The following is a 19,307-nucleotide window of genomic DNA, read 5'->3' as shown; positions in this document are numbered from 1 at the left end:
CATGCAGATCGAATCCCCGGATGCCCCGACCGAGCAGATCACGGAGGCCGTCGTCGCCGCGTCCGGTCAGGCGATCGCTCCGATGAGCGGGCTGCGGCAGGCGGCCATCGTGCTCCTGAACATGGACCGGGAGGCGAGCGCCGAGGTGCTCCGTCTGCTCGGCGAGGACCGGTCGGAGCTGCTCGCCGCGGAGCTCACGCAGCTCGGTGGGGTCGATCTCGCCGCCACGGCCCGGGCTCTCGCCGCCTTCACCCGCATCGCGACGGGCGGATCGGTGCCCTCCCGTGGCGGGCAGGAGCTCGCGACCGGACTGCTGGAGACCGCCTTCGGCCGGGAGAAGGCGGTCGGCATGGTCGGCAGGGTCATGTCGCAGGGCGCGGTGTCGTTCGACTTCCTGAACGCGGCCGATCCCGCCCAGCTCGCCACGATCCTCGAGGGAGAGCTGCCGACCACGGTCGCGGTCGTGCTCGCGAACCTGCGGGCGGATCGTGCCGCCGCCGTGCTCGCCGCCCTGCAGGATCCGCTGCGCACCGACGTCGCGCAGGCGATCGCCACGATGGGCACCGCCACGCAGGAGGCCATCTCGATCGTCGCCGACTCCTTGCGCTCGCGCACCGGGGTCTTCGCGATGCGCGACAATCACGAGTCCATCGGCGGCGTGCAGCCCCTGGTCGAGATCATCAGCCGCTCCGACACCGCGCTCGAGAAGTCGCTGCTGGCGAGCCTCGAGGGACGCGACCTCGCCCTGGCCGAGGACATCCGCAGCCGCATGGTGACGTTCGCCGACTTCACGCGTCTCGAGGACCGGGATGCGCAGCGCGTGCTGCGCGGGATCGACCTGCGGGTCCTGGCTCTCGCTCTCAAGGGGGCGGACGAGCAGATCGCTTTCAAGGTCACGAGCAACATGACCGAGCGGAACAAGGAGAACCTCGCCGAGGAGGCGCGGGTGCTCGGATCGGTGCGCGTGCGTCAGGTCGACGAGGCGCGGGCCGAGGTCGTGCGCATCATCCGCGAGCTCGAGGCGGCGGAGGAGATCACTATCTCCCGTGAGGACGAGGACGAGCTGATCGAATGACGCTCTCCGACACCGCCTTCACCCCGCTCGTCGTGCCGCGCGTGGGGGAGACCCCGACCGACGTGCGCGATGAGGCCGCTCGGGCGCGCACGCGCGGCTATGCGGAAGGGTTCGCGGAGGGGCGCCGGATCGCGCTCGACGAGGCGCGGGCGCAGCGGGCCGCCGAGGCCGAGCGGCTCCAGCAGGAGCGCGATGCGCGGGCGGTGCGGTACGAGAGCGCCCTGACCGCACTCGACGATGCGCGATCGGCGGTGGCGGATCGCGTCCGGACGACCAGCGCTCTCTCGGCGGACCGAATCGAGGAGCTCGCGGTGGAGCTCGCGGTCGCGATCCTCGGCGCGGAGCTGTCGGACCCGGCGCGCTCGGCCGCGCACGCGCTCCGCAGGGCCCTCGCCCAGATGCCCGCGGACCGGTGGACGCGCGTCGCCGTGCATCCACGGGACGGCGAGATCCTGCGCGCGGATGCGGATGCCGTGGCCGCGTCGCACGGCGTCGAGATGATCGACGATGCATCCGTCTCGCCCGGTGGCGCCATCGTGCAGATCGCCGATGGCGCGGTCGACGCGCGCGTCGCGGAGGCACTGCGTCGGGCGAGCGCTGCCCTGAGCGGCGGAGACCGCGATGACGATGCCGATCGCGAGGCTCTCGCATGAGCGTCCGCACGGCATCGTGGGAGCGCGTGCTCCACGCCGCGCGCCCCGAGCGATCGGGCACGGTGAAGTCCGTGCTCGGCCTCGGAGCGGAGGTCGTGGGCATCGATGCCGCGGTCGGCGACCGCGTGCGGATCGATGTGGCGGACGGACGCCGCGTGGATGCCGAGGTCGTCGCGGTCGATGGCGGATCGGCGCGGTGCATGCCGCTCGGACCACTGGACGGGATCACCGCGCGGGCCCGCGTGCTGCACACCGGCGAGCGCCTGCGCGTGCCGACCGGTCGCTCACTGCTCGGGCGGGTGCTCGACGGTCTCGGCCGCCCGATCGACGGGAAGGGGCCGCTCGGCCGCGACACCGCGTTCGTCCCGCTCGATCACGAGGCTCCGAGCATCCTGAACCGTCAGCGGATCGACCGCCAACTCGGACTGGGCGTCCGCGTGCTCGACACGCTGACCCCGGTCGGCACGGGACAGCGCCTCGGTCTGTTCGCAGGATCGGGGGTGGGCAAGTCGTCGCTGATGTCGATGATCGCCCGCGGCTCGACGGCCGACGTCACCGTGATCGCTCTGGTGGGCGAGCGCGGTCGAGAGGTGCGGGAGTTCCTCGAGGACGACCTCGGGCCCGAGGGCCTGGCGCGCTCGGTGGTGGTCGTCGCGACCTCCGACCAGCCGGCGATGGTGCGCATGCGCTCGGCGTTCGTCGCCACCCGCATCGCCGAGGGCTTCCGGGCGGAGGGGAACGACGTCGTGCTCATGATGGACTCCCTCACGCGTGTCGCGATGGCTCAGCGTGAGATCGGGCTGAGCGCGGGCGAGCCACCGGCGACCCGCGGGTATCCGCCGTCGACCTTCTCCGTTCTCGCCCGGCTGCTCGAACGTGCCGGCACGGGGCCGGTCGGATCCGTCACCGGCCTGTACACCGTGCTCGTCGACGGGGACGACCACAACGAGCCGATCGCCGACGCGGCCCGCGGCATCCTCGACGGGCACGTCGTGCTCGACCGTGCCCTCGCGGTGCGCGGCCACTTCCCGGCCGTCGATGCGCTGGGGTCGATCTCGCGCGTCGTCTCGAAGATCACCACCTCCGAGCAGCGAGCGCATGCGGTGGCGCTGCGCAGCGTGCTCGCCGCGCGTCGCAGCGCGAACGACCTCATCGACATCGGTGCGTACCGGCCAGGGGCGAATCCACTGGTCGATGCCGCCCTCGCGAACGAGCAGGCCATCGCCGCGTTCCTGACGCAGCGCATGGACGATCTGACCACAACCGAGGATTCCTGGCGGCTCCTCGCCGCCCTCACCACCGAGTTCGGAGGACTGACGCCATGACGTTCCCCCTCGCCGGCCTCCTGCGCGTGCGCGACGCGCAGGAGCGCGTCGCCGCGGAGCAGTTGTCCCGCACATCATCCGCGCGGCTGCAGGCCGAGACCGCCGAACAGGGAGCGGTCGTGAGTCTCGCCGAGATCAGCGCACAGGTCGACGACGCGCCGACCCTGCTCGCGATGGCCGCGGCTCGCGCCGCCGGCCGCAGTGCCCTGAGCGACGTGCAGGCGCTCACCGAGATGCGCCGTGCCGAGGAGGCGGAGGCGAAAGCGGCCCACGTCGAGGCCCGCCGCGAGCTCCGCGGCCTCGAACGCCTCGAGGACGCCCACCGGGTCGAGAGCGCCCGGATCGCGCAGCATGCGGAGCAGACGGCTCTCGACGAGATCGCCGTCGTGCGCAGCCGGCGCGAGGAGCGCACCGCATGAGGGCGGGGATCGCCGCGGGAACGGCGTCATCCGACCCGTTCGCCGCGCTCGTCGCCGGGGGCGCGGCCCCGACCGGACGCGGGATGCCCGCGGAGACGAGGTCGTTCGGGGCCGCGCTGGAGCTCGCGGAACGGATGCTCGACGCCCCGACCGGCGCGGACGGATCGGTGCGCCTCGCGCCGACCGTGACGACGGAGCTCGCGGACGCTCCGAGTGCCGGAGAGCCCGCCACGGATACGACGGAGTCGGCGCCGCGCGAGACATCGGTGAGTGCGGTCCCCGTCGACGCCGTCTCGATGATCAGCGCGATGGCCGCGGCTCCCGCTCCGACGCCGGCCCCGACCGCGGTTCCCGCCGATGCGCCGACGGTCACGACGTTCGCCGCCGATGATGGATCGACGTCCGGAACGACGGAGACCGCTTCCGCCTCCCGCTCCGACGCGACGGCCGACGACGGGATCGATTCCACGCTCTTCGCGCCGCCGACGTCGGCGACCGGGGGAGAGGATGCCGATGCCCCGCTCGACCGCGCCGCAGCTCCCGCTCGCGCATCCGCGGCCCCGGCCCCCACCGTTTCCGTGCCGTCGACAGGCCCGTCGTCCGCTGCTGGGCCGGTGCACGGTGCCCCGCCGGTCATAGCTGCACCGACGACCCTCACCCCCGCGCCTGCCGCGACGCGGGTGGAGGCATCCGCTCCTCCCGCCGCTGCGCCGTCCGCACCATCGTCGACCGGGGCATCCGGGGTCACGGCGGCGGCCGCACCTGCGCCCAGCACCGTCGCAGACCCCTCGGATCGGCCTGCAGGCCCCGCGGCCGCGACGCCGTCCGCCCCGGTCGTCGCACCCGCGGCGAGCGCGTCGGCACCCGCCGTCGCGGTCGCCTCGCCGCCGGAGCCCCCAGCATCCGCCCGATCCGTCGCCACCCAGGTGTCCCCGGTCGTCGTCAACATCGCCCAGCGCCCGGCCGGCAGCCACCAACTCACGATGACGGTGAGCCCCGACACCCTCGGCCCCGTGACCGTGCGGGTGCACATCGGCCAGAACGGGGACGTGCGCGTCGAGCTCGTCGGAGCGACCGACGCCGGGCGCGAAGCGCTGCGCGCGATCGTCTCCGATCTGCGTCGCGACCTCGCCGCCGTCCTGCCGCACGCGAACCTCTCGCTGACCTCGTCATCCGCATCGTCGACGGATGCCGGAGGTTCCGATCGGTTCGCGCAGCCCGGAACCGATCCCGGCGCCGGGGGACAGGCGGGCGACAGGCGCGGCAGCGGCCCCGTGGTCGCCCCGGGTCTTCGTGCCGATGCGCCCGATCGACGTTCCGTCCCGACTTCCGCCCTCGCCGTCGCCGGCGCGGGTCTCGACACCTTCGCCTGAGAGGACACCCCGTGACCGTCGACGCCGTGAGCGCACCCACCGCGATCCACACCGGAAGCACCACCGATCCCGCCGCCCGAAAGCAGGTGCTCGACGGCGAGGTCTTCCTCAAGCTGCTCGTCACCCAGCTCACCCACCAGGACCCCTCGAGTCCGATGGACACCAACGAGATGATCTCGCAGACCACGCAGCTCGCCATGATGGAGCAGCTCACGGCCCTCGCCGACAACGGCGCCGAGGCCTTCGCACTCGACATGCGCCAGGCCGCCGCCGCCCTCATCGGGCAGGAGGCGAGCTACGAGGACGCCGACGGCAAGGCCGTCACCGGCATCGTCACGAAGGTCTCGTTCGACGGCCCCGTGCCGCAGGTGACCATCGGCGACAAGACCATCGCACTCGACGCCATCACGGGCGTCGCCACCCCGACCGCACCGACCACCTGACACACAGGAAGAGAGAACACCATGCTCCGCTCGCTCTACTCCGGCATCTCCGGACTCCGCTCGCACCAGACCATGCTCGACGTGACCGGAAACAACATCGCCAACGTCAACACCGCGGGCTTCAAGGGCTCGTCCGTGGTCTTCCAGGACTCCCTCTCGCAGCTCATCGGCAACGCCGGCATCCCCGACGACCAGGTCGGCGGGCGCAACCCCGCCCAGGTCGGTCTCGGGGTGCAGGTCGCGGGCGTGCGCACCAACTTCGCCCAGGGTTCCGCACAGGCCACCGGGCGCGGCGGCGACCTCATGATCTCGGGCGACGGCTTCTTCGCGGTGCGCGCGGGCGGCGAGACGCTGTACACCCGTGCGGGAGGATTCTCGTTCGACCCGACCGGCAAGATGGTCACCGCCGACGGGGCGGTCGTGCAGGGCTGGTCGGCGCAGAACGGCGTCGTCAACACCGGCCAGGCCGTCGGCAACATCGTGCTGCCCCTCGATGCCGTCTCGCCCGCTCGCGCCACGACCGGAGCGACGGTCACCGGGAACCTGCCCTCGACCGCCGCCGCCGGTGACGAGGTCGTGCGCGACGTCACGGTCTTCGACGCCCAGGGCACGCCGACCACGCTGAGCCTCACGTTCACCCGCACGGCCGCGGGCTGGGACGTCTCCGAGCCCGTGAGCGGCGCGACGGGCGCCCTCGCGTTCACGGACGGCAAGCAGACGGGCCCGGGGCTCACTCTCACCGCGGGCGCCGTGACCGTCGACCTCACCGCGGTCACCGGGTACGCGAGCCTGTCGACGGTCGCCGTCACCGATCAGAACGGCGCAGCAGCCGGCACGCTCAAGTCGTACAGCATCACGGGCGACGGATCGATCGTCGGCACGTTCAGCAACGGCGCGACCCAGACCCTCGGCAAGATCGCGATGGCGACGTTCGCCAACCCTGAGGGGCTCGAGAAGGCCGGCGGATCGTCGTACCGCCTGTCGGTCAACTCGGGCCCCGCGCAGATCGGCGAGGCGGGCCAGGCCGGATTCGGCAGCCTCGTCTCCGGCGCGCTCGAGATGAGCAATGTGGATCTCTCGCAGGAGTTCACGAACCTGATCGTCGCGCAGCGCGGCTTCCAGGCGAACGCCCGCATCATCACCACGAGCGACGAGGTGCTGCAGGAGCTCACCCAGCTCAAGCGCTGATCCCGCATCGCACGTGGCCCGCCCTGGTTACCCGGGGCGGGCCACGTCGCGATAGTCGGGGCTGAACCGCCTCTCACCCGACGCCCCTCGCCCGGAGACTCCTCGATGATCATCGTCACCCGCCTCGACCGCACACGGTTCGCGGTGAACCCCGATCTCATCGAGCGCGTGTACTCGTCGCCCGACACGACCCTGCACATGATCGACGGCGGGGTGTACGTGGTCGAGGAGAGCCTCGACACGGTCGTCGAGCTGATCGTCGCCTATCGTGCCCGCGTGCTCGACGCCGCCCAGGCGCTCGGCCGGAAGTCGGGGGACTGACGGTGGATCCCGCATTCCTCATCGGCGTCGTCCTCGCGTTCGGCGCTCTCGTCGCGATGATCACCATGGAGGGCGCGAGCTTCGAGGCGCTGCTCATCCCGGCACCGATGATCCTCGTGCTGGGCTCGACGATCGGCGTGGGCATCGCAAGCCACACGCTGCGCGACACGCGCCTGGCCGTGCAGAGCCTGGGTCGGATGGTGCGCGGGCCCCGCTCGACGCCCGAGGCCGTGATCCCGTTCCTCGTCGGCTACGCCGAGAAGGCCCGCGGCGACGGCCTGCTGGCCCTCGAGCAGGAGCTCGATTCGGCTCCCGACCAGTTCACCCGGCAGGCGCTCCAGGCACTCGCCGACGGGACGGATGCCGACGACCTGCGCCTCATGATGGACGACGAGATCACGGCTGCCTCGTCGCGGACGCGGATCGCCGCGAAGTTCTTCTCGTCGCTCGGCGGGTACGCGCCCACGATCGGCATCGTGGGCACGGTGGTGTCGCTGACCCACGTGCTCGAGAAGCTCGACGAGCCCGATCACCTGGGTCCGATGATCGCGGCGGCGTTCGTCGCGACGCTGTGGGGGCTCCTCTCGGCCAACTTCATCTGGAACCCGATCGCCGGGCGCCTGAACCGCATCGGGGCCGTCGAGCTCGAGCGCATGATGATCGTCAGCGAGGGGATGCTCGCCATCCAGGCGGGCAGCGCGCCGCATCTGCTGCAGGAGCGCCTCGAGGCGCTGTCGACCGTCAAGCCGAAGCGACGGGCTCCGAAGGCGACGAAGGGCGCGGAGGCGCAGGGCTCGGAGGAGGGCCTGTGAGCACGGCCCGCCGCGCGGGCGGGCGCGGCCACGAGGACGAATCGCACGACGAGCCGGACGAGCGCTGGGCCGTGTCCTACGCCGACATGGTCACGGTGCTGATGTGCCTGTTCATCGTGCTGTTCGCCGTCTCGAACGTCGACAAGACCAAGTTCGAGCTGCTGGCGAACAGCCTCGCGACCGGCTTCGGGCAGGAGGAGACGACCACCGGCGGTGCCGACATCTCCGAGGGGCTGGTGATCCCGCCGGAGATGCTCGACGAGGAGGGCGAGCCCGACCTCACCCAGCGCGCTGCGGCGGAGTACGAGTCGCTCGAGGAACTGCGGGAGCGCATGCGGGCCTCGCTCGCCGCCCAGGGGCTGCAGGACACGGTCGAGTTCGTGATCGACGACCGGGGGCTCAAGGTCGGTCTGGTCGGCGCGGAGACGTTCTTCGGCGACAACAGCACGGATCTCTCGGCCAAGGCCGACGCCGTGCTCGACGCGATCGGCGACGTGCTGACGACCGTCGACAATCAGGTGAGCGTCGAGGGGCATGCCGATCGGCGTCTCTCGGCCGCGCCCTTCCCGACGAACTGGGAGCTGTCGGGAGGTCGCGCCACGCAGGTGGCGCGCTTCCTGGTCGAGCACGAACTCGTCGGCGGTGCGCGGGTGAAGGCGACCGCGTTCTCCGACACGCGTCCGCTCGTCGAGGGCGACAGCCCGGAGGCGCTCGCGAGCAACCGACGGGTCGACATCGTCGTCGAGTCCACCGAGGAAGACCAGGTGCGGGCGTTGCTCCCCGCACTCGCCGACGCGGCCGGGAAGGGCTGAGACGTGTCCATCATCTCCGAGGAGACCGCCATGACCGCGCACGCCGTGCCGGACGACCCCGCCGGGCGCTATCCGGCGTACGACTTCGGTCGCCCCGCGCAGCTCGGGCGCGACAGCATCCGCCGGCTGGAGGCGTCGTTCGAGTCCTTCGCCCGCCTGTGGTCGTCACAGCTGACAGCGAAGATCCGCGTGCGCACGCACCTCACCCTCGACGACGTCGAACTCGTGTCGTACGAGGAGTACGCGCAGACGCTGCCGAGCACCACGGCCATGGTCGCCGGAGCCTTCGCCGATCGCGACGAGCCGTGCGTCGTGCAGTTCGGGCTCGATAGCGCACTGCTCTGGGTCGTGCAGATGATGGGAGGACGCAGCACCTCCCTCCCGGATGCCCGCACGTTCACGCCGATCGAGCTCGCCCTGGTGCGCAACCTCATGGAGGGCACGTTCGAGCACCTGTCCGCGAGCCTCGGTCCGCTGCTCCCCGGCGAGCCCGTCTTCGGCGGTGTGCACTACAACCCGCAGTACCTCCAGGTCATCTCGGCGTCGGCCGCCGTGATCGTCGCCCGATACACGATGCGCCTGGGCGACACGCGCACGGTCGCCTCGATCATGCTGCCGGCCTCCGCGGTCGTCGACCATCTCGCCGAGGCGGGGGCGGATGCCGCGGCGACGCGCGGCGCGGGTCATACGCGCGACCAGGTGCACAGCACTCCGCTCGAGATCACGCTGCGTCTCGCTCCGATCACGATCGGAGCGGGGGAGGTGCTCGACCTCGCCCCGGGCGATCTGCTGCGCCTGCCCCACCCCGAGACGATGCCCTACGAACTGATGGCGGGCGACACGGCAATCGCGCGCGCGACGCCCGGCAGCCGCGGATCGCGCCTCGCCTGCACGATCACGACCACCCACGAGGAGAACCACTGATGAGCACCTTCCACGAGACCGCCATCGCCGCGGCGATCGCCGGCAAGCTGCCGTTCGGCTTCCCCGTCATCCCGACGCCGTCGACCGACCCCGGCGCGGTGGGAGAGGCGATCGCCGTGACCTTCACCGGCACACCGGGGGCACGGCTCGCCATCCAGGTCATCGATCCCGCGCAGCTGGAGGACGGATCGAAGAAGGCCGATCTCGCCGACCGGCTGCATCCGATCTTCGAGGCGGCGTCGATCGTGCTCGGGCCCGGGGCTCTCGGCTCCGGGGAGACCGTCGCGGCGACCGAGGTGTTCGCCGCTCCGGGCACGCAGGTGTTCGACCTGGTCGATTCGACCGGTGCGATCGCCGCGCGCGCCTCGGTGCGCATCGACGGCGACCGTACGGGCTCGGGCTCCTCGGGACCGCAGCGCATCAATCGCATCGCCGGCGTCGAGATGGAGCTCGTGGTCGAGATCGGCCGCACGCGGATGCCGGTGCGCGACGTCCTCGCGCTCGAGCCGGGCAACGTGGTCGAGCTCGACCGTGCCGCGGGTTCTCCCGCCGACATCAAGCTCAACGGGCGTCTGATCGGTCATGGAACCGTGGTCGTGGCCGACGGCGACTTCGCGATCCGCGTCGAACGCATCCTCGACGGCGCCGAGAGCGTCTGAACATGGACGACGTCCTCGTCGCGCTGCGGATGATCGTGGCCCTGGCCGCGGTGCTCGGGTTGCTGCTGTTCCTCAGCCGACGTCTGCAGAAGGCCGGTGCGAAGGGCGGAAGCCCGCTGGACGGACTCCTGCCGAAGAAGCTCGGGCGGCTGTCCGTGCTCCGTCCGCCGCGATCCTCGGCGTCGAAGTCCGCGCGGCCGCGTCCCGAGAAGATCACCGTCGTCGCCCGCACAGGGATCGGTGCCAAGGCGCAGCTGGTGGTGGCCGAGTTCGGGGGCATCCGCTACGTGCTCGGCGTCACCGAGGGCGGTGTGAGCGTGGTCGACACGCAGGAGGCTCCGGCCGAGATCGACGAGACGATCGACGACGAGACGATCGATGACGAGCGCGGCGACGACACGGAGCGCCCGCCGCTCACCTCCGTCGCCTGATCGACGTGCTCGCCCCTTCGCGCGGTTACGCGGGAGAACCCCTGTCGCGATAGTCGCGTGTGAGCACGGATCGCTCGTCCCCCTGGCTACGGATCGGCCACGACACCCATCTTCGGAGTGCCGCCGTGCCCGCATCAGCCCTCGCCGCCGCGCCGATGGCGCCCGCGCGGCGAGCCCGCGGTCGGATCGGGGTCCTCGCCGCCGTCGTCCTCGTGCTCGTGGCGGTGTTCGTGCTCTGGGGCGCCGCGGGCGCCCACGCCGCGGCATCCGTCGTCTCCGCGCAGTCGGGAGACGGCGAGGGCGTGACCATCAACGGCATCAACGGCACGCCGTCCGACAGCATCGTGACGCTGCTCGGCATCACGGTGCTCAGCGTGGCACCCGCGCTGCTGCTGATGATGTCGAGCTTCACGAAGATCTTCGTGGTGCTCGCCCTCACCCGCAACGCCCTGTCGCTGCCGTCGATCCCGCCGAACCAGGTGCTCGCCGGTCTCAGCCTCTTCCTGACCCTGTTCATCATGTGGCCGGTGCTCACCGACATCAACACGGTCGCCGTCGCCCCGTTCACCGAGGGGCAGATCGACTTCGGCCGGGCGTTCGAACTCGCCCAGGAACCGCTGCGGCAGTGGATGCTCGCCTACACGCGCGAAGAGGACATCGCGCTGATGCACCGCGCCGCGCAGATGGACAACCCCAGCGACCCGTCCAGCATCCCGCTGCAGACGCTCGTGCCCGCATTCATGCTCAGCGAGCTGCGCGCGGCCTTCCTCATCGGCTTCATCATCTTCGTGCCGTTCCTCGTCATCGACCTCGTCGTCGCGAGCGCCCTGATGTCGATGGGCATGATGATGCTCCCGCCCGTCATGATCTCGCTGCCGTTCAAGATCCTGCTGTTCCTGCTCATCGACGGGTGGGGGATGGTCATCACCGCCCTCGTGCAGTCCTACGCCGGAGGTGGGGGATGAATCCGGAAGCGGTCATCGACATCGGCCAGGCGGCGCTCATCCTCGCGGCGAAGCTGTGCGCCCCGCTCCTGATCACAGCACTCGTGGTCGGCTTCGCGATCTCGCTGCTGCAGTCCATCACCCAGGTGCAGGAGATGACGATCTCCTTCGTGCCCAAGCTCGTGGCCGTCGGAATCGCGCTGCTGGTGAGCGGGCACTGGATGATCTCCGAGATGATCGCGTTCTCGAACGAACTGTTCGCACGCATACCGTCGCTGCTGAACGGCGGCTGATGCACATCCCGATCGATTTCACCTGGCTCGAGGCGACGGCTCTGGCCTGTGTGCGGATCACGGCGTTCCTCGTGATCGCGCCGCCGTTCAGTCACGGCACGGTGCCGATGCGCATTCGCGCCATGCTCGGCGTCGGGCTCGCGCTCGCGGTGTCACCGGTCGTCACAGCGGGTTACGAGCGTCTGGACACCGGAGGATTCCTGCTCGCACTGGTCGGGCAGGCCCTCACGGGCGCGCTTCTCGGCTTCCTCGTGATGGTGCTCTTCAGTGCGATCCAGAGCTCCGGCTACCTCGTCGACACCTTCGGCGGCTTCCAGCTCGCGCAGGCCTTCGACCCCGGCATGGCGGTGAACGGCGCCCAGTTCACCCGCCTGTTCCAGATGACCGCGATCGTGCTGCTGTTCGCCTCCGACGGCTACCAGCTCGTTCTCGGCGGACTCTTCCGCTCGTTCGACGCGGTGCCGGTCACGGGGATGATCGATCTCGCCCATCCCGCCGAAGCGCTCGTCGGAGCGGCGGGGCAGATGATGCTCAGCGCCGTGCAGATCGCCGGCCCCCTGCTGATCGTGCTCTTCCTCGCCGATGTCGGACTCGGCCTCGTGACCCGCGTCGCCCCGGCCCTCAACGCCTTCGCGATGGGCTTCCCGATCAAGATCGGGCTCACCCTCCTGCTCGTGGGCTTCGTGTACGCGGCGCTCCCCGGCGTGGTCGCGGCGATCGCCGACGACGCCGCCCGGCTGCTCCTGGAGGTGACCCGATGAGCGAGACCGATACCGGAGAACGCACCGAGAAGGCGACCGATCGTCGCCTGAAGGAGGCGCGGAAGAAGGGCCAGATCGGTCGCAGCCAGGACTTCACGGCCTGGGTCTGCATCGCAGCGGCGGCGATCATGTCGCTCCCGGCGATCGCCTCGGCGACCCAGGTGCTCACCGAGCTCTTCCTGCGGGTGGCGCCGGTGGCGGGTCATCCGACCGCCGACGCCGCGGTCGAGGTGCTGGGGGCGGCGTTGACGTCGATGGGCGGCATCCTGCTGCCGATGCTGGTCGTCGTGCTCCTCGCGACGACCGCGACCGCCGTCGCACAGGGCGGCATCCACCTGCGCGGTGTGACGATGCGCACCGAGCAGTTCAACCTCGTCACCGGGCTGAAGCGCGTCGTCGGACGGCAGGCGCTCTGGGAGGGGGCGAAGGCGCTGCTCAAGACGACGGCCATCGGTCTCGCGCTCTGGATCGTGGTGTCCGGCCTGGTCCCCGTGCTCATGGCCAGCGGCAGCCACAACATCACCTGGCTCCTCGAGCAGGCGGCCGGGGGAGTGATGGCCCTCCTGCAGGTCGCCGTCGTCGTCGGCATCCTGCTCGCTGCCATCGACGTCGCCGTCGTGCTGCGCCGCAACCGCAAGCACACGCACATGACGAAGAAGGAGGCGAAGGACGAGCACAAGAAGAGCGAGGGCGACCCGCTCGTGCGTTCGCAGCGGCGATCGCGCCAGATCGCCCTCAGTCGCAACCGCATGATCGCGGCGGTCGGCGACAGCGACGTCGTGCTCGTCAACCCCACCCACGTCGCCGTCGCGCTGCGGTACGAACCCGGGAAGTCCGCCCCGCGCGTCGTCGCGAAGGGCGCTGGCATCGTGGCGCAGAAGATCCGCGAGCGGGCCGAGGAGTCGGGGGTGCCGCTGGTGCGCGACATCCCGCTCGCCCGCGCCCTGCATGCGGCCTGCGAGATCGGCCGCGAGATCCCCGAGGAGCTCTACACCGCGGTGGCCCAGGTGCTGGCGTTCATCGAGCACCTCAAGCGGCGCGGCTCGGCGCGCGGTACCCACACCATGCCGTTCGCGAGCACCCGCGACCGCGGGCTCTGACCCGAACCCCAGACACGGAAAACGAGAAGGTAGGACGCATGATCGGTCAGCTGCTGTCGAAGGGAGCCGTCCCCGTCGGGGTGGTCGGGATCATCCTCCTGCTCATCGTGCCGATCCCGACGCCGCTGCTCGACGTGCTCATCGTCGTGAACATCTCGTTCGCGCTCCTGATCCTGCTCACGGCCATGTTCGTGAAGAAGCCGCTGGACTTCTCGGTGTTCCCGAGCCTGCTGCTCGTCGCCACGCTGTTCCGCCTCGGACTCAACGTGGCGTCGACGCGCCTGGTGCTCAGTGAGGCGCACGCGGGCCAGGTGATCCAGGCGTTCGGGCAGATCACGATCAGCGGGTCGCTCGTGATCGGTGCGGTGATCTTCCTGATCCTCACCGTCATCCAATTCGTGGTGGTCACCAAGGGCGCGGAGCGCGTCGCGGAGGTCGGCGCGCGCTTCACCCTCGACGCGATGCCCGGCAAGCAGATGGCGATCGACGCCGACCTCAACGCCGGGCTCATCACCGACGCGGAGGCGCGCAGGCGCCGGGCCGAGGTCGCCGCGGAGGCCGACTTCTACGGGGCGATGGACGGCGCGTCGAAGTTCGTCAAGGGCGATGCCATCGCCGGCATCGTGATCGTCGTCATCAACTTCGTCGGCGGCATCATCATCGGCATGGCGCAGCACGGCATGGAGATGGGGGAGGCGCTCGAGACGTACAGCATCCTGACCATCGGCGACGGGCTCGTGACGCAGATCCCCGCGCTGCTGATGGCGGTGTCGACGGGCATGATCGTCACGCGTGAGAACGTCGAGGCAGAGATGGGGCAGGCCGCGGCGCGACAGCTGCTGCAGTCGCGCAACGCGCTCGTCATCACCGGGCTGGCGGCGGTCGCGATGGGATTCATCCCCGGGATGCCGCTGCTCGTGTTCGCGAGCATCGGCGCCGTGCTGCTCTTCGCCGCGTCGCGCGTGAAGGCGAGCGAGGATCGGGATGCCGCGCGCGAGGCCGATGCGCTGGAGCAGGAAGCCGCCGAGGCCGGTGCGGAGGGACCGGACGACCTCATGGACCGGATGCGGGTGCACGCGCTCGAGATCTCGCTCTCCACCGATATCGTCGACCTCGCCGCCGGTGGCTCGGGGGATCTGCTCACCCGGGTCAAGTCCCTCCGTCGCAAGCTCGCCCTCGACATCGGCATCCTCATGCCTCCCGTGCGCACCCGCGACAACATCGATCTGCCGGCGCAGACCTACGCGATCCTCATCGCCGGTGTCGAGGTCGGTCGCGGAGCCGTGCCCCGCGGTCACGTGCTGGCGATCGGCACGGGGCTCGAGCAGCTCCCCGGCGAGGCCGTGGTCGACCCGGTGTTCGGGCTCGAGGGCAAGTGGGTGCCGGCCGAGATGTCGCACGCGGCCGACATGGCGGGGGCGACGGTGATCGATCGCGCGAGCGTCATCATCACCCACCTGTCCGACATCGTGCAGAGTCAGGCGCACCGCCTCCTCTCGCTCGAAGACGTGCGCCAACTGACCGAGCACCTGAAGCAGACGAGCCCCACGACGGTCGAGGAGCTCACTCCCGCGGTGCTCTCGCTGGCGGCGATCCAGCGGGTGCTCGCCGGACTGCTGGCGGAGCGCGTGCCGATCAACGACCTCGCGCGCATCTACGAGGCGCTCGTGCTCCGGGGAAAGACGTCGACCGAGATCCCCGGACTCATCGATGCCGCGCGTGCGGCGCTCGGACCCGCGATCGCGGCACGTTTCGCCGAGGACGGGCGCATCCGGGTCGTCATGTTCGATCCCATGCTGGAGCAGCAGATGCTCGAGGGGATGCGCGTCGTCGACGGCAATCCCCAGATCGTTCTCACGCCGGAGGCGACGCTGCAGGTGCTCGAAAGCGTGCGCCGCACGGTGTCGGAGCTCACGCAGGCGGGGCCCGAACCGGTGCTCGTCTGCGCGCCGTCGCTGCGTCAGGCCGTCCGGCGGATGCTCGCACCGCAGGTCGAGTCGCTCCCCGTGCTCTCCTACGACGAGGCCGGGGCGGCGGGTCACGCGACCGACGTCGTCGGGGTCGTGCGCATCGCTCCGTCCGCTCTCCCCAGCGCGGCGGGCTGATCTGCAGATTCCGCTCGTTTACGAGGGCATGCACTACCTTGGGGAAGAGGATGGCGCGAGTGCGCCGCAGCCAGGGAAGGCGGACGGACATGCTGGTTCTGACGAGGCGCGCGAACGAGAGCATCGTGATCGGCGACGACATCACGGTGACGATCCTGGCGGTCACCCCGAGCGGCGTCCGGGTCGGGATCGACGCCCCTCGCGACACCCGCATCAACCGTGCGGAGATCGTGCTCGCGGTCGGAGATGCCAACCAGCAGGCGGCGCAGACCGCGGGTGACGAGTCGGCGGAGAGCGCGCTCCTCGGTGCCCTGCGACGCTTGAGCGGAGCTTCCTGACGGGTGTCAATGGGGAGTTCTCCCCATCCGTGTCGAGTTACTCGCCTCCGCGATGTCGCGATAGTCGTAGATGTGACGGGGATTCCCGTCATCGACGACCCGACCCGACGAGGTGACGCCCTGTGGCCGCTCACGACCTGAGCATGCACCTGCTGCGCGAGCGCGAGCTGCTCGAGACGCTGCTGTTCAAACTGGACGAGCAGCAGATGCTGCTCGCGACCGGCCGCAACCGGTGGATCCGGCACGCGTCGACCGAGATCGAGCGCGTGCTCGCCGCCATGCCGACCGTCGCGCTCTCGCGTGATGCACTCGTCGTGGCCGTGGCCGACGAGTGGGGTGCACCCGAGGCGACGACTCTGCGGCAGCTGATCGCCGCGGCGCCCTCCGACGGATGGCGGGAGGTGCTCGAGGGTCACCTCTCCGCGATGACCGCGCTGGCCGAGGAGATCGAGCAGATGAAGCAGGTCAACGAGCAGCGTCTGCGCACGGCGATCCGCGTGACCCAGGAGACCATCGCCGGGCTCGGCGAGCCGACCGGCGAGTACACGCCCAGCGGCGACGTCGTCCGCGGCGGCGACGCCCGACTTCTCGACACCCGGATGTGAGGTGACCATGTCTTCGTTCTCAGGTCTTCGTCTGGCGGAATCCGCCCTCTCCGCCGCCCGCGCGGGGATGACCGTGACGGGTCAGAACATCGCCAATCAGACGACCACCGGGTACACCCGGCAGAGGGTCGATCAGGCTCCGCTCTCCGGCGTGGGTCAGACCGGACTGTGGAAGAGCGGCCTCGGCATCGGCGGAGGCGTCTCCGTCACCGGTGTCGCACGCCTCGGGGATGCCGTGCTCGACGCGCGGGTGCGCGATGCCCTCTCGACCTCCGGATTCTGGAGCGCGCGGGCGACCGCGGCCGCCCGCGCCGAGAGCACGATGGCGGAGCCGACCGCGGACGGCCTCGCCGCGAACCTCGACCGCTTCTGGGCCGGATGGTCGGATCTCGCGAACACCCCGGAACCGGCGGCGGCGCAGGTCGTGCTCACCAACGCTCAGGTGCTCGTCGGCCAGATCGCGGCGGGCTATCAGGCCGTCGCGGGCCAGTGGGGTGATCTGCGCGGACAGGTCGATCGCGATATCGCCGACGTGAACGCGGTGGCGGGTCAGGTCGCGACGCTGAACGGTCAGATCCGCGACGCGCTGCACGCCGGACGCAACGCCAACGAACTGATCGATCAGCGGAATGTGCTCGCCCAGCAGTTGTCCTCGGCGATCGGGGCGACGGGCGTCGTCGAGTCGGACGGCACTCTCACCCTCCGTGTCGACGGGAATGCGCTGGTCTCGGGCGACAGCAGCCGATCGCTCCAGGTGAGCGGTCCGCGCGAGATCTCGGATGCCGGTCGGATCGTCGTGTCGTGGGCCGATCGGCCGGACGTTCCCGTCGCCGTCGGCGGCGGCGTGATCGGCGGCACCATCAGCGCGCTCGCCCCGGCGGCGGACGGTGGCACGCTCGCCGGCGTCGCCGCCGCGTACAACGACACCGCAGCCGCCCTCGCCGCGGCGGTCAACGACGTGCACCGCACCGGGGTGACCGCCGGCGGCGCGGCCGGGGGCGACTTCTTCGCCCTCGACACGACGGGGCCCGCGGCGCTCGGACTGAGCGTCGTGCCCACCGGGCTCGATCAGCTCGCGCTGGCGGCGCCGGGAGCCGGAGCGAAGGACACCACGATCGCCGACCGCATCAGTGCTCTCGGTGCCTCCGCCACGGGGCCGAGCAAGACCTGGGCGACGTTCGTCACCGGTTTCGCGGTCGCGGTCGCCGGTGATCTGCAGCGGGCCGACATCGCCGACATGGGCGCCGTGGCCGCGGTCACCGCGCAGCAGTCGAACGCCTCGGTCGACGGCGACGAGGAGACCATCAACCTGCTGACCTACCAGACCGCCTACCAGGCCGCCGCCCGCGTGCTGACGGCGATGGACGAGGCGCTGGACCTGCTCATCAACCGCACCGGCCTGGTCGGCCGCTGACCCGGGAGTCGACCATGATCGGACGCATCACGAGCAGCACCATGACGCAGCAGTCGCTGCGCACGCTGCAGACCAACCTCGCGGACCGCGAGCGCCTGCAGAATCAGGCCGCCTCGCAGCGCGCCTTTCGCTCACCGAGCGAGGATCCCGCCGCCGCGGCGACGACGCTCGGCGTGCACGGCGAACAGGCGCGGGTCGCACAGTTCGCACGGAATCTGAGCGACGGTATGGCCTGGGTCACCACGGTCGACACGGCGCTCGGAGCGAGCACCGACCTGCTCAACCGGGCCCGCGATCTGACGGCGCAGGGAGCGAACTCCGGGGCGCTGAGCCCGACGGCGAGGGAATCCATCGCGCAGGAGCTCGAGACGATCAGCGCGGAGCTGCTCGCTCAGGCGAACACGACGGTGCTGGGCCGCAGCGTCTTCGCCGGGACCGGCGATGCCGGTGCCGCGTTCGACCCCGACACCTTCGCGTTCCACGGCAGCCCGGGAGACGGCGTGCAGCGACGTATCAGCGACAACGAGACGGTTCGCGTCGACTTCGACGGCTCGCAGGCCTTCGGCGAGGGAGCGAACAGCGCTTTCGCGCTTCTGAGGGACATCGCGGCCGAACTGCGCAGCGGCGCGAACGTCGGCCCGCGCCTCGACGACATCGACGCGCGCCTGAAGGGCGTCATCGCCGCGCGCGGCACGACCGGTGCCCGGCAGGTGCAGATCGAGCGCGCGGCTTCGCAGAACCTCGCCACCTCCACCGACCTCGAGGCGCGTCGTGCCGAGGTCGAGAACGTCGACAGCCTCGAGGTCCTCGTACGGTTGCAGTCAGCCGAGCTCGTCTTCCAATCCGCCCTGCAGGTGACCGCCAAGTCGCTGCAGACCAACCTCCTGGAGTTCCTGCGATGACCGCGACGACCGCCCGAGCGAACATCGAGTCGGCAGCCCGCGTGATCGAGTTCACCTCGCCGATGCTCGGCCTGGCCCCGCACACGACGTTCACCCTCGAGAGCATCGAGGGGGCCGACGGTCTGTACGCGCTCCGGGCGACGGATGCCGAGGTGCGCCTGTTCGTGGTGGAGGCGTCGTTCGTCGATCGTGCGTACGCACCGAAGGTTCCGGCATCCGTCCGCGCCGAGATCGGAGCGTCCGCGGACGATGCGCTCCGGATGCTGGTCGTGGCCAACCCCGGGGACGAGGGTGTGCACGTGAATCTGCGCGCGCCGATCGTCGTCCACCCCGGCAACGGGCGCGCGGTGCAGGTGATCCTCGAGGATCAGACCTACCCGATCCGTTCGCTTCTCGGCGGACGGTGACGG

23 protein-coding genes are annotated in these 19,307 nt (G+C 70.7%); all 23 read left to right on the top strand.

Translation table 11 applies throughout. The features are described 5' to 3' along the window. Window position 1 precedes the first annotated feature (1 nt). The 23 genes from ACZ5Y9_RS10495 to ACZ5Y9_RS10385 all read left to right on the top strand — a co-directional run bounded on the left by ACZ5Y9_RS10495 (window position 2) and on the right by ACZ5Y9_RS10385 (window position 19,304). Window positions 2-1,075 (top strand): flagellar motor switch protein FliG, encoded by a 1,074-nt coding sequence (locus tag ACZ5Y9_RS10495; RefSeq protein WP_464471294.1) that lies wholly within the window; start codon window positions 2-4, stop codon window positions 1,073-1,075. Then, entirely contained in the window at window positions 1,072-1,728 is a 657-nt protein-coding gene (locus ACZ5Y9_RS10490; protein WP_464471293.1) for a FliH/SctL family protein, read from the top strand. Before ACZ5Y9_RS10495 ends, ACZ5Y9_RS10490 begins: the two co-directional genes overlap by 4 nt. Beyond that, the gene (locus ACZ5Y9_RS10485; RefSeq protein ID WP_464471292.1) at window positions 1,725-3,053 is read left to right on the top strand and encodes a FliI/YscN family ATPase; all 1,329 of its coding nucleotides are present in this window, start codon (window positions 1,725-1,727) and stop codon (window positions 3,051-3,053) included. Before ACZ5Y9_RS10490 ends, ACZ5Y9_RS10485 begins: the two co-directional genes overlap by 4 nt. Continuing rightward, on the top strand, window positions 3,050-3,472 hold the full coding sequence (locus tag ACZ5Y9_RS10480) for a hypothetical protein (protein ID WP_247622307.1): 423 nt from the start codon (window positions 3,050-3,052) through the stop codon (window positions 3,470-3,472). The genes ACZ5Y9_RS10485 and ACZ5Y9_RS10480 overlap by 4 nt, the downstream gene beginning before the upstream one ends. Continuing rightward, a complete protein-coding gene (locus ACZ5Y9_RS10475; protein ID WP_464471291.1) occupies window positions 3,469-4,845 on the top strand; it encodes a flagellar hook-length control protein FliK in 1,377 nt (458 codons plus the stop codon). The genes ACZ5Y9_RS10480 and ACZ5Y9_RS10475 overlap by 4 nt, the downstream gene beginning before the upstream one ends. Window positions 4,846-4,856: 11 nt before the next feature. Then, window positions 4,857-5,288: a flagellar hook capping FlgD N-terminal domain-containing protein gene (locus ACZ5Y9_RS10470; RefSeq protein ID WP_404596302.1), complete on the top strand. Its 432-nt coding sequence runs from the start codon at window positions 4,857-4,859 to the stop codon at window positions 5,286-5,288. Window positions 5,289-5,309: 21 nt separating this feature from the next. Next, window positions 5,310-6,476: a flagellar hook protein FlgE gene (locus ACZ5Y9_RS10465; protein ID WP_464471290.1), complete on the top strand. Its 1,167-nt coding sequence runs from the start codon at window positions 5,310-5,312 to the stop codon at window positions 6,474-6,476. Between the two features lie 105 nt (window positions 6,477-6,581). Beyond that, complete coding sequence (locus ACZ5Y9_RS10460; protein WP_247622311.1) at window positions 6,582-6,797, top strand: flagellar FlbD family protein; 216 nt, start codon at window positions 6,582-6,584, stop codon at window positions 6,795-6,797. A 2-nt stretch (window positions 6,798-6,799) separates the two neighbouring features. Next, window positions 6,800-7,609, top strand: a complete 810-nt coding sequence (locus ACZ5Y9_RS10455) for a motility protein A (protein ID WP_247632097.1) — start codon at window positions 6,800-6,802, stop codon at window positions 7,607-7,609. Continuing rightward, window positions 7,606-8,421: an OmpA/MotB family protein gene (locus tag ACZ5Y9_RS10450; RefSeq protein ID WP_247622313.1), complete on the top strand. Its 816-nt coding sequence runs from the start codon at window positions 7,606-7,608 to the stop codon at window positions 8,419-8,421. The genes ACZ5Y9_RS10455 and ACZ5Y9_RS10450 overlap by 4 nt, the downstream gene beginning before the upstream one ends. Before the next feature lie 3 nt (window positions 8,422-8,424). After that, the gene (locus tag ACZ5Y9_RS10445; protein WP_247632098.1) at window positions 8,425-9,345 is read left to right on the top strand and encodes a flagellar motor switch protein FliM; all 921 of its coding nucleotides are present in this window, start codon (window positions 8,425-8,427) and stop codon (window positions 9,343-9,345) included. After that, on the top strand, window positions 9,345-10,004 hold the full coding sequence (locus tag ACZ5Y9_RS10440) for a FliM/FliN family flagellar motor switch protein (protein ID WP_464471289.1): 660 nt from the start codon (window positions 9,345-9,347) through the stop codon (window positions 10,002-10,004). The genes ACZ5Y9_RS10445 and ACZ5Y9_RS10440 overlap by 1 nt, the downstream gene beginning before the upstream one ends. Before the next feature lie 2 nt (window positions 10,005-10,006). Beyond that, window positions 10,007-10,435, top strand: a complete 429-nt coding sequence (locus ACZ5Y9_RS10435) for a flagellar biosynthetic protein FliO (protein WP_247622316.1) — start codon at window positions 10,007-10,009, stop codon at window positions 10,433-10,435. A gap of 155 nt (window positions 10,436-10,590) precedes the next feature. Further along, window positions 10,591-11,400, top strand: coding sequence for a flagellar type III secretion system pore protein FliP (fliP, locus tag ACZ5Y9_RS10430; RefSeq protein WP_464472740.1), 810 nt, complete (start codon window positions 10,591-10,593; stop codon window positions 11,398-11,400). Next, window positions 11,397-11,672, top strand: coding sequence for a flagellar biosynthesis protein FliQ (gene fliQ / locus ACZ5Y9_RS10425; protein ID WP_247622317.1), 276 nt, complete (start codon window positions 11,397-11,399; stop codon window positions 11,670-11,672). Before fliP ends, fliQ begins: the two co-directional genes overlap by 4 nt. Next, window positions 11,672-12,433 carry a flagellar biosynthetic protein FliR gene (locus ACZ5Y9_RS10420; protein ID WP_464471288.1) on the top strand — a complete coding sequence of 254 codons (762 nt, stop codon included), beginning with the start codon at window positions 11,672-11,674 and terminating at the stop codon, window positions 12,431-12,433. Before fliQ ends, ACZ5Y9_RS10420 begins: the two co-directional genes overlap by 1 nt. Then, window positions 12,430-13,533: an EscU/YscU/HrcU family type III secretion system export apparatus switch protein gene (locus tag ACZ5Y9_RS10415; RefSeq protein ID WP_336640250.1), complete on the top strand. Its 1,104-nt coding sequence runs from the start codon at window positions 12,430-12,432 to the stop codon at window positions 13,531-13,533. Before ACZ5Y9_RS10420 ends, ACZ5Y9_RS10415 begins: the two co-directional genes overlap by 4 nt. A 38-nt stretch (window positions 13,534-13,571) precedes the next feature. After that, window positions 13,572-15,638, top strand: a complete 2,067-nt coding sequence (locus ACZ5Y9_RS10410; RefSeq protein WP_464471287.1) for a flagellar biosynthesis protein FlhA — start codon at window positions 13,572-13,574, stop codon at window positions 15,636-15,638. A gap of 89 nt (window positions 15,639-15,727) precedes the next feature. Then, window positions 15,728-15,976: a carbon storage regulator CsrA gene (gene csrA, locus ACZ5Y9_RS10405; RefSeq protein WP_336640252.1), complete on the top strand. Its 249-nt coding sequence runs from the start codon at window positions 15,728-15,730 to the stop codon at window positions 15,974-15,976. Between the two features lie 122 nt (window positions 15,977-16,098). Beyond that, on the top strand, window positions 16,099-16,581 hold the full coding sequence (locus ACZ5Y9_RS10400; protein ID WP_247622322.1) for a flagellar protein FlgN: 483 nt from the start codon (window positions 16,099-16,101) through the stop codon (window positions 16,579-16,581). Between the two features lie 7 nt (window positions 16,582-16,588). After that, on the top strand, window positions 16,589-17,995 hold the full coding sequence (gene flgK, locus ACZ5Y9_RS10395) for a flagellar hook-associated protein FlgK (RefSeq protein WP_247622323.1): 1,407 nt from the start codon (window positions 16,589-16,591) through the stop codon (window positions 17,993-17,995). A 14-nt stretch (window positions 17,996-18,009) separates the two neighbouring features. Then, window positions 18,010-18,897: a flagellar hook-associated protein FlgL gene (gene flgL, locus ACZ5Y9_RS10390; RefSeq protein ID WP_247622324.1), complete on the top strand. Its 888-nt coding sequence runs from the start codon at window positions 18,010-18,012 to the stop codon at window positions 18,895-18,897. Then, window positions 18,894-19,304, top strand: coding sequence for a flagellar assembly protein FliW (locus ACZ5Y9_RS10385; RefSeq protein ID WP_464471286.1), 411 nt, complete (start codon window positions 18,894-18,896; stop codon window positions 19,302-19,304). The genes flgL and ACZ5Y9_RS10385 overlap by 4 nt, the downstream gene beginning before the upstream one ends. Window positions 19,305-19,307 lie beyond the last annotated feature (3 nt).

It is taken from the genome of Microbacterium sp. T3-8, from assembly GCF_055398145.1.
Note: the sequence above shows the minus strand (reverse complement) of the source record. Positions and strands in the feature narration are given on the sequence as shown.